Raw genomic sequence first — 14,558 nt, forward strand, 5'->3', positions numbered from 1 at the left:
GTACATTTGTTCTTGCATGAAATGGGCATACTTTTTATTCATTCGGCTATATCCTTTAATGGCAAAGCTATTAGCGCCTTTTAATACCAAAGCGGCATTATGGGTGAAGGGGCGAAAAGGGCTTATTTTACTTATACAAAAGCAAATGCAATCGAATACCCATCCAGTTATTTGGATGCATGCCGCTTCATTAGGCGAATTCGAACAAGGCTTACCTGTTGTTGAACTATTAAAAAAACAATATCCCCATTATCGTTTATTAGTAACTTTTTTTTCGCCCTCTGGTTATGAGGTTAGGAAAAATCATCCTTTGGCGGACTGGGTATTTTATTTACCCATGGATAGTCCTTCTAATGCAGTTAAATTCATTGAAATAACCAAACCCTCAATAGCAATTTTCATCAAATATGAGTTTTGGTATTTTTATTTAGCAGAATTAAAGAGACAGCAGATCCCCACCCTACTAGTATCCGGAATTTTTAGATCGGATCAATTATTTTTTAAATGGTATGGCGGATTTTATAGAAAGATGCTAGCTTTTTTTAGTCATTTTTTTATACAAGATATAGGTTCGCATAGCTTGATCAAAGATCTAGTAAAACCCAATCTTATCACTATATCTGGAGACACCAGATTTGACAGAGTACTTACCATAGCAGCAGCAAGAAAACAATTTGTTGTTGTGGAACAATTTTGTGGCAATCACAACATTATAGTTGCCGGAAGTACTTGGAGCGATGACGATAAAGTATTGCAACATTTTACCAAAGTTCACCGCAATGAAAAATTCATCATTGCACCACATCAAATTAGTACAGAAAGATTAGGCGAATGTTTGCAACGTTATCCATCTGCCATTTTACTTTCCGAATATGAAGCGTTAGCAGATGCTAAGCGAGCCAATTTTCAAACTTTAATTATCGATAATATTGGTATGTTAAGTTCATTGTACTATTATGCCACAATCGCTTTTATTGGAGGCGGCTTTAGCAGTGAGGGTATTCACAACACCCTAGAAGCCGCGGTCTTTGGGAAACCGATTGTTTTTGGACCTGTTTATGATAAGTATTTAGAAGCAGTAGAAATGCTTGAAATAGGCGCAGCTTTTAGTGCGGAAACTGCACTAGAAATGGAGGACTTGCTCAATGACTTATTGAATAATCCTAATAAAGCACAGGCTGCTGGAGATGCAGGAAAAGCTTATATCCAATCCAAAGCAGGAGCATCAGTCGGCATTCTTGATTATATTCAAGCGAACCGCCTTTTAACCAATTGATCAAAAAGCTGTACGGTAGGGTTTTCATCAGACCAGCTCAGTTTTACTTTCAACTCTCTTTTGATCCAATATTGGGCTTCAGCAAAAATATTAAAGCTATTTATTGTTTTAATGCTGCGTTCGTACATATTTTCATCTCCCCTAAACAAATGATTGATGAATAAATAACGATCATTAATACTAATTGCTTTCTTTAAATCTTTTACTGGCGTTTCATCTAACAATGTGGCAACTTCTACAGTGTATTCCTTTAAGTGCTCATTCATTTCGGGAATATCGTTAATCAACAATTCATTTACTTCTTTTACAACTGAAGGCTTTACTTCAGCTGATTGAGCTTGAAATACTTTCTGTGTTTGCTTTGGGTAGTCAATTAATTCATCAAATAATCCAATGGAAATTTCTTGTTTTTTAACCGCTGGCTTCACAATTGGTGAGGTAAAAGCCACGTGTGGCATTACCACGGCTACTTTTGTTTTATTGGCAACAACTGGTTTAAGCATTTGCAATTCAGCTAATAATAATTGAGCTGTTATAGCCAATTTGTCTGCCGATTCTTGCCGATTAAATTGATCTTGCAATTTATTGATTAAAGTGCCTACTCTTTCCATAGGAAGCAATACTTTTGGGGGGTGACTAAATGGACCATCCAAAAGTCTAAAACGAATTTTAAGCTATTTTATTGTTACATGTTTATAGAACCAAATTTAACAGGAGAAAGAAGGGGCTGGATTGAAGTCATTTGCGGGAGTATGTTCAGCGGAAAAACCGAGGAATTAATCAGAAGACTGAAACGAGCAAAGATTGCCAACCTAAAAGTGGAGATTTTCAAACCCGCAGTAGATAAAAGATACGATGATAATGATGTAGTAAGCCATGATGCCAATGTAATCCCATCAACCCCAATTGAAAATTCTCAAACCATTTTATTGATGGCGCAAGACGTTGATGTAGTGGGCATTGATGAAGCACAGTTTTTTGATGCTGAAATTGTATCGGTTTGCGAAAAATTGGCACTGAAAGGGGTTCGTGTGATAGTAGCTGGACTAGATATGGATTATATGGGCAAACCATTTGGACAAATGCCTTATTTGTTGGCTACAGCTGATTATATAACCAAATTGCACGCTATTTGCATGAAGTGTGGCAATATTGCAAATATTTCTTTTAGAAAAACAAGCAATGAAAGTCAAGTGCTTTTAGGGGAGAAAGAAACATACGAACCTCGTTGTAGAAATTGTTTCCATGACTAATAACCGATTGATATTAACCCTCATTAAGAAAGACTTGTTGCTCGAAGCAAGGCAGCAATATAGTTTCTACGGTGTGCTACTATATATTGCTTCCACCACTTTTGTGGTATACCTAACTATGGGTCAACCTGAAGAAAAAGTATGGAATGGCCTGTTTTGGGTATTACAACTATTTGTATGCATTAATGCAGTTGCTAAAAGTTTTTTGCAAGAAAATAAGGGCAGGATGTTGTACTACTATTCCATCGCATCTCCTACCCATTTTGTTTTAGCTAAGCTCCTATTTAATGCACTATTAATGCTTTTCATGAATATCTTAAGTTTAGCCATATTCACTTTATTACTTGGAAGCCCTGTTATCAGAATGGGTGAATTTGTGCTGATTAGTTTATTGGGAGGTGTTAGTTTAAGTTTGGTATTCACTTTTCTTGCAGCGATTGCAGCTAAAGCCCAACAACAAGCAGCCATGATGGCCATCATGGGCTTCCCCATCATCATTCCCCAACTTTTGTTATTGACTAAAGTTTCTTCAGCAGCATTTACTTCTGCCATTCAAAATGGATGGTGGCAAATGGTAGGCTTATTGGGGGCATTAGATATAATGGTCATTGCCCTTGCAATTATTTTGTTTCCCTTTCTTTGGAAAGACTAGAAACGCAAGTGTCTTACAGTTAGTCCATTATTGATTAACTGTTTCAAAGAATCTATACCAATCTTTAGATGCTTATCTACAAACTGAGCAGTTACTTTGGAATCACTTGCTTCTGTTTTGATACCTTCGGGAATCATTGGCTGATCACTAACCAAGAGTAATGCTCCAGTAGGAATTTTATTATAGAACCCAACCGTAAAAATAGTTGCTGTTTCCATGTCAATAGCATACGCTCTTACCTTTTGCAAATAGGTTTTAAATTCTTCATCGTGTTCCCATACCCTTCTGTTGGTGGTATACACAGTACCTGTCCAATAGTCTACTTCGTAATCGCGAATGGTGGTAGAAATTGCTTTCTGTAAAGCAAACGCAGGCATAGCAGGAACTTCAGGTGGAAAATAGTCGTTGGAAGTACCCTCTCCTCTTATTGCTGCAATGGGCAAAATAAGATCACCCAGTTTATTTCTACGCTTTAATCCTCCGCATTTGCCCAAAAATAATACAGCTTCAGGCTCTATGGCAGTTAGTAAATCCATGATGGTTGCGGCTCCAGGGCTTCCCATACCAAAATTGATGATGGTAATTCCATCTGCAGTGGCACATTGCATCGGACGATCCAATCCCACCACTGGAACATTGTTCCATTCTGCAAACATTTTTACATAATTACTGAAATTGGTGAGTAAAATATATTTACCAAAATTTCCCAAAGTTTCTCCCGTATAGCGGGGCAACCAATTGTTCACAATTTCTTCTCTTGATTTCATATTCAACAGTTTAACTTGTAAATATACAAATTAGTACTCATTTTTACAGCAAATCACCGCTTAACTATGTTTATCCCCTTTCCTGACTATCATCCAAAATTGAAAACAGACAACCTGAAAAAACAGGTTTGGTGCATAGTCAGAAAGAAATGGGTAATATTTACCAAAGAAGAATGGGTTAGGCAGAATTGGTTGAATTACTTAATCAACGAAATGCATTTCCCTGCTTCACTGATAGCGGTAGAAAAAGAAATTCGCTTGGGAGAATTGAAAAAAAGAGTAGATATTTTAGTCTACAAAAATAATTCTCCCTGGATGTTAATTGAATGCAAGGAACAAGAAGTTCCTTTATCCGAACAAACCATACAACAAATCTTGATTTACAATATAAAATTAAATGTGCCCTACTTGGTACTTAGTAATGGTATAGAATCATTCGGGGTTTTTATAAAAGAAGGGGAAATTTATAAGATTTCAACGATGCCTAATATAACGATTTAAACAAATAAAAGAAAATATATAATTATAAAATAATTATATATTTTCTTTTGTTTATACGAGGGGGGGGGGGTATATTTGCTAATCATAATTTGAGAACATTTCTTAAGATTTCACAACCGGTTGTAAAGTTTAAAATTATGATAGTGATTTCATAACACTATTAAATTGAACGCCGAAAAATAACTCAAGGCGATAGACAGAGTTTTGTTAAAGCAATAAAAAATGAAAAAAATTGTTCTCGGCGCAATTCTAGCAATTAGCGCTTTCTCAACAAGTTTTGCCTCTTCAAGCCAATTAGTTTCCAACGAAGAACCCAATTCCAAAAAAGTGGCAACCTCCAAATCATTACAATTTCATGTTCCAAACAAAAACCAATCAAAGCTTAAGGTGGAAAATTGTGCAACTCGGTCAAGTACCATCGAAGGGACCTGTTGGATGCTTATCGCAACATCAACAGTATGTTGTGAATGCGAAACCCCAGTTGCAGCTATGTTGGCAACCATGAATGCACAGGATGAAGCAAGACGGTTAGCTTGGATTATTGAAGTTCTTGAAGAAATTGATCCTTGTTAATTCAAAAAAGTAAGCGTTAGGAACTTGTTTCCTAACGCTCATTAAAATAAATCAAATGAAATATCTAATAACTCTATTCCTACTTTTTTTTATTGTGTCATTAAATGGACAAAATAATAAATTATCAATTAGTGGTAAAGCAATTTACACTTTTAAACATCTTAGAGATACAAGCTTACCAAATAGTATTTATACTGAAAAAATGTTATTGACGTTTAATAATTTTTCTTACAAATATTCAAGTTATATCAGTTATATCGATGATTCAATTTCAAAATCTAGAACGTTACTTGCATCTGACTATTCAAAAAACATAACTGAAACAAAATATACAAGACGAACAATTGAAGAGTTATTCTACTTTTTTGATAAAAATGAATTTTATTTTGTCCATCCATGGATTGGAGAAAAGATTGTAATCGAAAATTCAATTGATAAAATTGATTGGAAAATACAAGATAGCACGAAAGAAGTTAAAGGATTAAATTGTGTGCTTGCAGAAGCAAAATTCAAAGGAAGAATTTACAACGCATGGTTTTGTCCAGAAATACCTGTAAATGCAGGGCCTTGGAAACTTAATGGATTACCTGGATTGATTATAGAAGCCTATGACCTTTCAAATAGTGTATTTTTTTCATTAGAAACATTACAAAAAGTTGAACAGATAATTGAGTTACCAAAAGCTTATAAAAAAGTGACAAAAAAAGAGTTTGACCAATTAATTAATTCAATAAAACAAAATCCGAGTGGATTCATCAATGCAGCTTTAAATGGATCAAACATGCAAAATGGCGGTACAGTTATGCAATTAAATAAAGGTGGGTCAAATACTCAAAACAAAAAGAATCTAGTAAATAATCCAATAGAATTAAATGAATAAATCAAAATGCACAAAAAGATTATATTCATAATGCTATTACATATAGTTATTACAAATAAACTATACACACAAATAATCATAAATGGTTCAATTAGAAATAAGGAGGGAATAACCCTATCTAACGTAAATGTCTTAATATCAAATCTTCAAAATAAAAAAATACTAGCTTATGGAATAAGTAATACCGAAGGTCTATTCATGATCAAATTGAATCATAATAACTTAGACAGTGTTATTATCAAATATTCACTTTGGGGTTATAAATCAAAAGTATTCAAAAAATCAAAAACTGAATTGAATGATATACAATCCGCAACTCTTGAAATAGGAGAAGATACACTTCCAGAAATAAAGGTTAAAAATAATCCCATCTATAAAAAAGGAGACACTATAAACTATAGTGTAAAGTCATTTGTAAAAAATCAAGATCAAGTAATTGCAGACATAATCAAAAGACTCCCTGGAATTGAAATAACAGAAAGTGGCGTTATTAAATACCAAGGAAAGCAAATAAACAAATATTACATTGAAGGAATGAACCTTCTAGATGACAAATATGCTTTAGCAAATAATAATATCCCTGTAAATTCAGTAGATCAGATACAGATTTTAGAAAATCATCAACCTATAAAAGCCCTCGATAGTTTTGCAATATCAAACCAAGCGGGTCTAAATATTAAATTAAACGATAATGCAAAAAATAAAATTATTGGAAGAGGTAAAATAGGGGTTGGTGGATTCCCATTTATGTATGAGAATGAGTTAGTTCCTATGCAATTTGGCTCGAATCATCAATCAATTGTTTCATATAAAAATAATAATACAGGTTTAAATGATGAAAAAGAACTTGATTTATTAAATAGCAATAATGTTATCAACTACATAAAGGGTAATATTCTAAAAAATCCAATTCTTTCAATACCCACCGCTAATCTACCATTAACGAGTAATCAGAGATTTTTATTTAATAACCTACATACTTTATCAATCAACAATTTGAAAAAAATTAGTACTGATTCTGAATTAAAATTCAACTTGGATTTAATTAAAAATCTGAAAAACCAAAATAGTGGAACAAATATTACCAACTTTTTCCCGTCCGACACAATTAGAATTAATGAAAAACAAATAACAACAAAGAATGAAGTCTTAATCAGAGGAAGTTTAAATTACTTATCTAACACAAAAAAGAGATATTATTCTAACCGATTGAATTTTCAAGCTAACATAGATAAAGACGAAGCATCTATTATTTTAAAAGATAAAACTGATCAAGAAATTCTTTCAAGACAATTCAGTATTTCAAATGAAGGTATGTTCTTAAAAACAAATTCAAATAATTTAAAAGGAGTTTCATATTTTCTAAGTTATTCTCAGATGCCACAACAACTAGAAATAAATCCAGGCAAATACAATAATCTTTTTAATAATAATAATCCTTACAAAAGTTTAGTACAAAAAGTTGCTTTAAATACTTTCTTTACTAATGTTACAATTACAAATGCAAAAAAAATTAATGCTTTTTCATTTGAAAATAATTTTGGCATTTCTCTAACAACTCAATCTTATCAAACAGAATTATTAAAAAGAGAATTAAATTTATTAACAAATATTAATGATAGTTTAAATAATAATTTAGTTGGGAAAGAAATAAACATTTATAATTATTTCAAAATAAATTTTATTCAAAAAAAAATAAAAATAAACTTTAGTATCCCCGTAAACTATTTATTTCAAAACAATAATTCCGAAAAAGAGCAATCAATAAATAGATTATTCTTTAATTATGACATGACCATGCAACATATTATGAATAGTAACTTTTCAATGACGCTAAGGTTAAATTCAAATGATATGTATTTACCTATATACTTGTCTACAGAACAATATATTTTAACTGACTATAGAACTTTACAGAATCGCAATAGCATCATTTCAAATTTAAAACAAAGAAAAATTACTCTAAGCGCAAATTTCAAGGAAGTACGAAAAATGCTATTTATCAATAGCAGCATTGCTTTTGAGAACAACATAGACAATATACTTTTCAATCAAAATTTCGCAGGTAGTTTAGTAATAAGAAATGCATTTTATAATTTAAACCCCAATACAAGTACAGTATTTTCATCTAATATAAGCAAGTATATCCATTCAATAAATGGGTCTTTCGCATTAGGTCTGGTTTTACAAAAGAAATCTAGCATTCAAATGATTTCAAATAAACAAGATGAATTTAATGTAAAAACGGTAGGATTTAATTCTAAAATCTTGACGAACATAAAAAGTCATTCCATTGAGTATACATCCCAATATCAGATTTTGTATTCGGGATTAAAAAACAACTTGATGAATAAAACCCAAATATTTAATCAAACAGCAGCAATACACTTAAACTTTATAACAGATTTTCCTGTAAAAATAATTTTAGAACACTCCCATATAAATCAACAATCGAAAGCAAATCGAAATTTTCTTTTTGGTGATATAGCAATTAGAAAAAAAGCTGTTAGTAAAAAAATGGATCTTGAATTGTCATTACAAAATATATTTAATGTAAAAGAATTTGAGACAGTATCCTACTCAGCTAATACTATAACAAATAATTTTTTTATACTAAGGCCTACTCAAATATTAATGAAAGCTCAATTTACTCTTTAAAAAAAAATCCGAATCAAAATATGATTCGGATTTTTTTTTTAATATTTAATCTACTATGGGAATATACCTAATTCAGTATAAGAAGTTCCTACTTTGTTGATAGCGCAAACATAGGCTGCAGTTCTCATATCAGGGATAGAAGGATTTTCTTTCCAGATAGCCATGATTTCTCTTGTAGCTGCAATCATTGACTCTTCTAAACCACTGTGTACTAAATCTACTTCTTCAGGCCCATGTAAAATGATATTACGATCTGCTGCACTTACTGTTTTACCAGTCAATTCCTCCAACTGTGTAAGAATTTTGGTATTTAAATTCTCTGTAAAACGTTTTTCCATTCTACCATAACGAACGTGGCTAAGGTTCTTTAACCATTCAAAATAGGACACCGTAACACCACCTGCATTCAAGTACATATCAGGCACTACTAAAACACCTTTTTTAGCGAATACTTCGTCAGCTTCAGGAGTCAAAGGACCATTTGCTGCTTCTCCAATTATTTTTGCTTTTACTCTTTCTGCATTATCTCCATTAATCACGTTTTCTAAAGCCGCAGGAATTAAGATATCGCATTCAATTTCTAATGCATCAGTACTCTTAGCAATATTGGTAGCACCAGGGAAATTTAAGATTGAACCAGTTGCCTTTCTATGTTGGAAAACTTCTTCTTCATTTAATCCATCGGCATTAAAAATTGCACCTTCGTATTCTGCAATCGCGATAACTTTTGAACCATTTTCACGGAAAAACTTTGCAGAGTGGTAACCTACGTTACCCAATCCTTGAACGATTACGGTCTTACCCACTACACCAGTGGTTAAGCCCAATTTTTCCATTACATCCGGCATATTACATACTTCACGGATGCCAAAGAATACACCTAATCCTGTAGCTTCTTTTCTTCCACGCACACCTCCTTGGGTTACAGGTTTACCCGTAACACAACCAGCAGCATCAATTTCACCTGGCTTTAAAGAAGCATAGGTATCTACAATCCAAGACATTTCACGCTCACCAGTTCCGTAATCAGGAGCAGGAACATCAATACCAGGCCCAATAAAGTTCTTCTTTACTAATTCACTGGTATATCTACGAGTAATTTTTTCTAACTCGTAAACGGAATATTTTTTAGGATTAATTTTAATTCCTCCTTTACCTCCACCAAATGGAACATTCACAATTGCACATTTGTAGGTCATTAATGAGGCAAGTGCCATCACTTCATCTTGATTCACTTCATCACTGAATCGAATACCACCTTTACAAGGCGACTTGTGTTGAGAGTGTTGTACACGATATGCTTCAATAACTTCAATACGGCCATCATCCATTTTTACTGGAAAGCGCATACTGTAAATACTGTTACAAGCTTTAATTTGTTCAAGCAAGCCTTTTTCCCACTTGGTAAAACTGGCTGCTTTATCAAAACTTCTTTCAACACTGTGAAAAAAGCTGTACGGTTGATGATTCGACATTGGCAATCGTTTTATAGGTTATTATCGATGATGAAAATTATTGACGTTGTTCTTCTTTTTCTAAACGAGAAATTTTTTTATCAATGCTTATCAAGTAAGCAAACAAACCAAAAAGAATGGTTAACACTACCGCCATTACTACAAAAATCTTGCCGTTACTTCTCATTAATCCAAGGTCTGAAGTATTTTCCTGAGCGGTTGCAACAAAAGAAACTACTGTGCAAAATAATGCTGTAATAATCAATCGCATCTTAATCATTGTTGTATTTATTTTCTGCTAGCATAGCGTAGCGAATTTTTAATGTACTGATCCAAACACCTAAAAGAGTCCATCCAATAACTGCTGGATAAAACACTGTTCGCATTTGAACATCCATATCTTTTCCATTAATGCCTGGATTACCTTCTGCACCTTCTCCCCCCGGATGCAAAGATTCAGTTAATCTAGGCAATATCCATAAGGTCGGAAAAAGCATGAAAAAAGCAAAAATATTATATACTGCACCAATCCTCCCCTTCTTATCATCCCCATTTAAACTGCCACGCAAAACAAAATAAGCCAGATAAATTAACATAGCAATGGCAGCTCCATTTTGTTTAGGGTCTCCGCTCCAAGGACTTCCCCATTGATAGTTGGCCCAAATAGCTCCAGTAACTAAACCTAATATGCCATATATTACCCCTGTTGAAGCAAATGCCACTGCATAAGCATCATTTTTTGGAGTAGGATTGCGTAAATAACGAATAGAATAAATCATGGACACCAATAATAAAATCATCATGGTAAACCACATTGGAACATGAAAGAAGAAGTTTCTAATAGATTCCTTCATTCGATCATCTAACCTAGGCACTTTCACATAAAAACCATAGGTGCAGGTATAGACCAACAAAGCAATTGACATTATTTTCCACCAATACTTCCGAATCATTGATTAATTATTTGCCAGTCCTGTGCCCAAAGCACTATTAAATAGTGCTGCAAAATTAGGTGAAAGCAACTCAATAAACCTTAGTAATATGTAAAAATTACGCATCCTTTGCAATCTTTTAAAATTGGATAATAGGCTATTTTTTTGTACTTTTGCCAACTTTAAAAATTCATGCCGTAACATGAAGTTATCCTATTCTGCCTCAAGGCGGATTGAACAACTTGCTGTGGCTATCATCTAAAAAGATTAGTTACATGAAATTATCTCAGTTCAAGTTTGACCTACCGTTAAACCTGATTGCCCAGAATCCCACTAAAAGAAGAGAAGACAGCCGCCTAATGGTGGTAGATCGTAAAAGCGGACATATGGAAAACCGCTACTTCAAAGACATTTTAGATTATTACGACGACAAAGACGTTTTTGTTGTTAATAATACCAAAGTTTTCCCTGCTAGAATGTATGGCAGAAAGGAAAAGACGGGTGCTAAAATTGAAGTATTCTTGTTGCGTGAATTAAATAAGCCCAATCGCTTATGGGATGTTATTGTTGATCCCGCAAGAAAGATTAGAGTTGGCAACAAATTGTACTTCGGAGACAACGAAGAATTGGTAGCAGAAGTTATTGATAATACTACTAGTCGCGGAAGAACCATCCGTTTTTTATGGGATGACGATGATGCTAGCTTCAAAAAAATGTTAGAATTTTTAGGGGAAACCCCATTGCCCAAATACATCAAGCGCAAGCCAGACGAAGAAGACAAAGAGCGTTACCAAACGGTATATGCAAAGCACGAGGGTGCTGTTGCGGCCCCTACAGCAGGTTTGCATTTTAGCAAGGAATTAATCAAGCGTTGTGAAATACAAGGTATTCGTTTTGCAGAAGTAACCCTTCACACCGGCTTAGGCACATTCCGCCCAATTGAAGTAGAAGACTTAAGCAAACACAAGATGGATGCAGAGTATTATCAAATTGATGAACAAGCTTGTGCCATTGTTAATAAAGCAAAAGAAAGTGGCAAACGAATTTGCTCAATAGGTACAACAACCATGCGTGCCATGGAAAGCAGCTTTACTGCACAAAAATTATTAAAACCAAGTGAAGGATGGACAAACCATTTTATTCATCCTCCTTACACATTTAATGTTGCAGATAGCTTAGTAACCAATTTCCATTTACCGAAAACAAGCTTATTGATTATGACTTGTGCCTTTGCTGGTTACGACTTAGCAATTGAAGCCTATAAGAAAGCTATTAAAGATAAATATCGCTTCTTCAGTTATGGAGACGCATTATTAATTGTTTAAACTGAATTTGAATTTACACCTGACACTAGTTAGTGTCTAACACAAGAAACTCCCTTTAATTAAAGGGAGTTTCTTGTGCGTATTATTTTTTAGGAAGTTTTTTATAGTTTCTTTCATACAGATTAATCCAATCTAGCACTGTCAACTTTTGAACCAGTTCGCCAATGAGATCATAAGGAATAACACTATTTTTTTTAAAACGCATACAACTCTTCCCCATGTCCAATTTGCCTGAAACTGATTTGGCATATGCTTCAGTAAACCATTTTAATAATTGAGGGTCTGCATAAATTCCCATATGATAAAATGCAACAAAATTTTTTTGAGCAGCTAAGGCCAAAAAAGGCAATGGTAATTGAGGATTGCAATGATATCCATCCGGATAAATACTATGTGGAACCACATAGCCAATCATGCCATAATTCATTACTTCTTTAAACCCCTTTGGTAATTTATTTTTGATTGATTTACGCAATTGCTCAATCTGAACTTTTTGATCAGAAGGGATTTGACTGATATATTCTTCAACAGTTTTTGCTTCGCTGATCATAAAGTTTATTATTTTTTTTGAAACGCCAATTAGCTATGAAACTCAACAGTAGGCTTAAAAATGCAAATATTACTAATACCACCAAGCAATTGAGAAATGATTGTAATAAACCAATTTTGTCTACATCCAAAAATGGATAAGGATAAAATTGCGTGATAGAACCATGGATAATCGTATAAACAAAATACAAACATGGATAAATCAACCAATAAGGAATTGAAGAATAATTCACTTTTTTCGAGGAAACAAAAACATACCAATATAATACGGTAACAGTTGGAGTAAAAGTATGTAAAATATGATCCGCAACTCTAGCAAGTCCCTGAGGATGATAAATATTACTCAATACTAAATGATATACAATTCCTACAATTGAGATATAAACTGTAACAGCAGTGCTTGTTTCAGCCCTTTTCCAAAAGGCATTTTCAATAAAATCAGTTGAAAGTGATCTTGAAGTAAAATAAGTTAACACCAACAAATTACTTAATATGGTGAAATAGCTGAAAAATTGGATGATTCTAACAAATACTGAGTTACTTGTTGGCGCTTGAACCATAATGACAAACTGGAGGAAAATGCCACAAAAAACAACTAAAGCAATAATACCAGCTAGTGCATTGGGGTGTTTATTCATATAGGTAAATGTTCTTTCTCAAGATACAAAGAAAATGAACTAATGTGGCACACCGCTTCGCTTTATCATTCCTCCTTTAGTATCTTTTATGCTAGTCATTACAACAAATGCATTTGGATCAATTTTCTCTAATTCTGTATTTAATTTATTGATTTCTAATCTAGTAATTACGGTATACACAATATCCATTTCTTTTAAATCACCTGATTTCCCAAAACCTCGTTTTCCCTTTGTAATGGTTACATCTCTACCCAAAATATTTATTATCATAGATCGAACCTTATCATTGTGAACCGAAATAATAGTAACCCCCGTATATTCCTCCAACCCTTCGATGATAAAGTCTAATGTCTTTGATGCACTTAAATAAGTTAACAACGAGTACATTGCAATCTCAACAGATAAAAAGTAAGCTGCTGCAGAAAAAATTAAAACGTTTATTAAAATAATGACATCTCCAATTGTAAGACCTGATTTTCTACTCAAAGCAATAGCTAATACTTCTGTGCCATCTAAAACCCCTCCTCCACGAATTGAAAGGCCAATACCAGCCCCTAAAAAAAATCCTCCAAAAACAGATACTAATAAATTATCCTTGGTAACATCTGGAAATGAAATAAAATGAACGGTTAAGGAGAGCAATAAAATAGCAATAGCAGACTTGATAGCAAACTGAGTACCTAATACCTTATATCCAAAAAGCAAAAAAGGGATATTCACTAATAAAATCAAAAGCCCAACTGGCACACCTGATAAAGCAGATATAAGAAGTGAAATACCCGTTGCGCCGCCATCGATAAATTGATTAGTTAATAAAAATCCTTTCAAACCAAAAGCAGCTGAAAGAACGCCCAAACAAATTAATAATGCATCCTTTAACCCAGCGAAAATGGTCACTCGGAATATTCGAAGCCCTTTTGCAATTTGATAAGGGGTATAAAACAATTCCCCATCGGTCAATCCTTTATCAGGGCGAAGTACTGATCTTACAATAAGCTTCTTTAAAAATGAATGCATACGGCAATTTACTAAAGAATCACTGCGATGAAATAAAAAAATCGGGTATTAAAAAGATCTCTTACAATTTTAACATTCTCACT

The 14,558-nt window shown here is 33.4% G+C and carries 16 protein-coding genes; 8 read left to right on the forward strand and 8 right to left on the reverse strand.

Annotation, left to right across the window (positions count from 1 at the left end; translation table 11 throughout):
• Positions 1 to 58 precede the first annotated feature (58 nt).
• Complete coding sequence (locus tag ACTIEI_RS09200) at positions 59 to 1,276, forward strand: 3-deoxy-D-manno-octulosonic acid transferase (RefSeq protein WP_439505993.1); 1,218 nt, start codon at positions 59 to 61, stop codon at positions 1,274 to 1,276.
• Here the strand turns inward: ACTIEI_RS09200 and ACTIEI_RS09205 are convergent.
• Positions 1,249 to 1,887 carry a hypothetical protein gene (locus tag ACTIEI_RS09205; protein ID WP_439505994.1) on the reverse strand — a complete coding sequence of 213 codons (639 nt, stop codon included), beginning with the start codon at positions 1,885 to 1,887 and terminating at the stop codon, positions 1,249 to 1,251. The genes ACTIEI_RS09200 and ACTIEI_RS09205 overlap by 28 nt on opposite strands.
• 78 nt (positions 1,888 to 1,965) lie before the next feature.
• Between ACTIEI_RS09205 and ACTIEI_RS09210 the strand changes: the two genes are divergently transcribed.
• The gene (locus ACTIEI_RS09210; protein ID WP_439505995.1) at positions 1,966 to 2,529 is read left to right on the forward strand and encodes a thymidine kinase; all 564 of its coding nucleotides are present in this window, start codon (positions 1,966 to 1,968) and stop codon (positions 2,527 to 2,529) included.
• A complete protein-coding gene (locus tag ACTIEI_RS09215) occupies positions 2,522 to 3,181 on the forward strand; it encodes a heme exporter protein CcmB (RefSeq protein WP_439505996.1) in 660 nt (219 codons plus the stop codon). Before ACTIEI_RS09210 ends, ACTIEI_RS09215 begins: the two co-directional genes overlap by 8 nt.
• On the opposite strand, the gene ACTIEI_RS09220 is transcribed toward ACTIEI_RS09215, so the two are convergent.
• A complete protein-coding gene (locus tag ACTIEI_RS09220; RefSeq protein WP_439505997.1) occupies positions 3,178 to 3,948 on the reverse strand; it encodes an AMP nucleosidase in 771 nt (256 codons plus the stop codon). The two genes, ACTIEI_RS09215 and ACTIEI_RS09220, sit on opposite strands and share 4 nt — an antisense overlap.
• Positions 3,949 to 4,014: 66 nt before the next feature.
• On the opposite strand from ACTIEI_RS09220, the gene ACTIEI_RS09225 reads away from it, so the two are divergent.
• From ACTIEI_RS09225 to ACTIEI_RS09240, 4 genes are all read left to right on the forward strand, one after another.
• The gene (locus ACTIEI_RS09225; RefSeq protein WP_439505998.1) at positions 4,015 to 4,449 is read left to right on the forward strand and encodes a type I restriction enzyme HsdR N-terminal domain-containing protein; all 435 of its coding nucleotides are present in this window, start codon (positions 4,015 to 4,017) and stop codon (positions 4,447 to 4,449) included.
• Between the two features lie 222 nt (positions 4,450 to 4,671).
• Positions 4,672 to 5,022, forward strand: coding sequence for a hypothetical protein (locus tag ACTIEI_RS09230; protein WP_439505999.1), 351 nt, complete (start codon positions 4,672 to 4,674; stop codon positions 5,020 to 5,022).
• A 55-nt stretch (positions 5,023 to 5,077) separates the two neighbouring features.
• Positions 5,078 to 5,902 (forward strand): GLPGLI family protein, encoded by an 825-nt coding sequence (locus ACTIEI_RS09235; protein ID WP_439506000.1) that lies wholly within the window; start codon positions 5,078 to 5,080, stop codon positions 5,900 to 5,902.
• 198 nt (positions 5,903 to 6,100) lie between these two features.
• On the forward strand, positions 6,101 to 8,560 hold the full coding sequence (locus ACTIEI_RS09240; RefSeq protein WP_439506001.1) for a hypothetical protein: 2,460 nt from the start codon (positions 6,101 to 6,103) through the stop codon (positions 8,558 to 8,560).
• A gap of 53 nt (positions 8,561 to 8,613) precedes the next feature.
• Here the strand turns inward: ACTIEI_RS09240 and ACTIEI_RS09245 are convergent, their stop codons facing one another.
• The 3 genes from ACTIEI_RS09245 to ccsA are packed head-to-tail and all read right to left on the reverse strand — an operon-like array spanning position 8,614 to position 10,967.
• On the reverse strand, positions 8,614 to 10,035 hold the full coding sequence (locus tag ACTIEI_RS09245; RefSeq protein ID WP_439506002.1) for a Glu/Leu/Phe/Val family dehydrogenase: 1,422 nt from the start codon (positions 10,033 to 10,035) through the stop codon (positions 8,614 to 8,616).
• A 37-nt stretch (positions 10,036 to 10,072) separates the two neighbouring features.
• On the reverse strand, positions 10,073 to 10,294 hold the full coding sequence (locus tag ACTIEI_RS09250) for a CcmD family protein (protein WP_439506003.1): 222 nt from the start codon (positions 10,292 to 10,294) through the stop codon (positions 10,073 to 10,075).
• The gene (ccsA, locus tag ACTIEI_RS09255; protein ID WP_439506004.1) at positions 10,287 to 10,967 is read right to left on the reverse strand and encodes a cytochrome c biogenesis protein CcsA; all 681 of its coding nucleotides are present in this window, start codon (positions 10,965 to 10,967) and stop codon (positions 10,287 to 10,289) included. Before ccsA ends, ACTIEI_RS09250 begins: the two co-directional genes overlap by 8 nt.
• A 254-nt stretch (positions 10,968 to 11,221) precedes the next feature.
• On the opposite strand from ccsA, the gene queA reads away from it, so the two are divergent.
• Positions 11,222 to 12,271: a tRNA preQ1(34) S-adenosylmethionine ribosyltransferase-isomerase QueA gene (queA, locus tag ACTIEI_RS09260; protein ID WP_439506005.1), complete on the forward strand. Its 1,050-nt coding sequence runs from the start codon at positions 11,222 to 11,224 to the stop codon at positions 12,269 to 12,271.
• A gap of 82 nt (positions 12,272 to 12,353) precedes the next feature.
• Here the strand turns inward: queA and ACTIEI_RS09265 are convergent, their stop codons facing one another.
• Genes ACTIEI_RS09265 through ACTIEI_RS09275 form a run of 3 tightly spaced genes read right to left on the reverse strand, consistent with a single transcriptional unit; the run spans position 12,354 to position 14,475 of the window.
• Positions 12,354 to 12,821 (reverse strand): iron chaperone, encoded by a 468-nt coding sequence (locus ACTIEI_RS09265; RefSeq protein ID WP_439506006.1) that lies wholly within the window; start codon positions 12,819 to 12,821, stop codon positions 12,354 to 12,356.
• Complete coding sequence (locus ACTIEI_RS09270) at positions 12,796 to 13,458, reverse strand: Pr6Pr family membrane protein (protein ID WP_439506007.1); 663 nt, start codon at positions 13,456 to 13,458, stop codon at positions 12,796 to 12,798. Before ACTIEI_RS09270 ends, ACTIEI_RS09265 begins: the two co-directional genes overlap by 26 nt.
• Positions 13,459 to 13,497: 39 nt before the next feature.
• Positions 13,498 to 14,475, reverse strand: coding sequence for a YitT family protein (locus ACTIEI_RS09275; protein ID WP_439506008.1), 978 nt, complete (start codon positions 14,473 to 14,475; stop codon positions 13,498 to 13,500).
• Between the last annotated feature and the right edge of the window lie 83 nt (positions 14,476 to 14,558).

Origin of the sequence: Sediminibacterium sp. (assembly GCF_051860225.1) — a bacterium.
In the GTDB taxonomy this organism is placed as follows: domain Bacteria; phylum Bacteroidota; class Bacteroidia; order Chitinophagales; family Chitinophagaceae; genus Sediminibacterium.

Coding starts and splice junctions, on each gene's coding strand:
- ACTIEI_RS09200 (WP_439505993.1), top strand. CDS start 59: ATGGCAAAGCTATTAGCGCCTTTTAATACCAAAGCGGCATTATGGGTG.
- ACTIEI_RS09205 (WP_439505994.1), bottom strand. CDS start 1,887: ATGGAAAGAGTAGGCACTTTAATCAATAAATTGCAAGATCAATTTAAT.
- ACTIEI_RS09210 (WP_439505995.1), top strand. CDS start 1,966: ATGTTTATAGAACCAAATTTAACAGGAGAAAGAAGGGGCTGGATTGAA.
- ACTIEI_RS09215 (WP_439505996.1), top strand. CDS start 2,522: ATGACTAATAACCGATTGATATTAACCCTCATTAAGAAAGACTTGTTG.
- ACTIEI_RS09220 (WP_439505997.1), bottom strand. CDS start 3,948: ATGAAATCAAGAGAAGAAATTGTGAACAATTGGTTGCCCCGCTATACG.
- ACTIEI_RS09225 (WP_439505998.1), top strand. CDS start 4,015: ATGTTTATCCCCTTTCCTGACTATCATCCAAAATTGAAAACAGACAAC.
- ACTIEI_RS09230 (WP_439505999.1), top strand. CDS start 4,672: ATGAAAAAAATTGTTCTCGGCGCAATTCTAGCAATTAGCGCTTTCTCA.
- ACTIEI_RS09235 (WP_439506000.1), top strand. CDS start 5,078: ATGAAATATCTAATAACTCTATTCCTACTTTTTTTTATTGTGTCATTA.
- ACTIEI_RS09240 (WP_439506001.1), top strand. CDS start 6,101: ATGATCAAATTGAATCATAATAACTTAGACAGTGTTATTATCAAATAT.
- ACTIEI_RS09245 (WP_439506002.1), bottom strand. CDS start 10,035: ATGTCGAATCATCAACCGTACAGCTTTTTTCACAGTGTTGAAAGAAGT.
- ACTIEI_RS09250 (WP_439506003.1), bottom strand. CDS start 10,294: ATGATTAAGATGCGATTGATTATTACAGCATTATTTTGCACAGTAGTT.
- ccsA (WP_439506004.1), bottom strand. CDS start 10,967: ATGATTCGGAAGTATTGGTGGAAAATAATGTCAATTGCTTTGTTGGTC.
- queA (WP_439506005.1), top strand. CDS start 11,222: ATGAAATTATCTCAGTTCAAGTTTGACCTACCGTTAAACCTGATTGCC.
- ACTIEI_RS09265 (WP_439506006.1), bottom strand. CDS start 12,821: ATGATCAGCGAAGCAAAAACTGTTGAAGAATATATCAGTCAAATCCCT.
- ACTIEI_RS09270 (WP_439506007.1), bottom strand. CDS start 13,458: ATGAATAAACACCCCAATGCACTAGCTGGTATTATTGCTTTAGTTGTT.
- ACTIEI_RS09275 (WP_439506008.1), bottom strand. CDS start 14,475: ATGCATTCATTTTTAAAGAAGCTTATTGTAAGATCAGTACTTCGCCCT.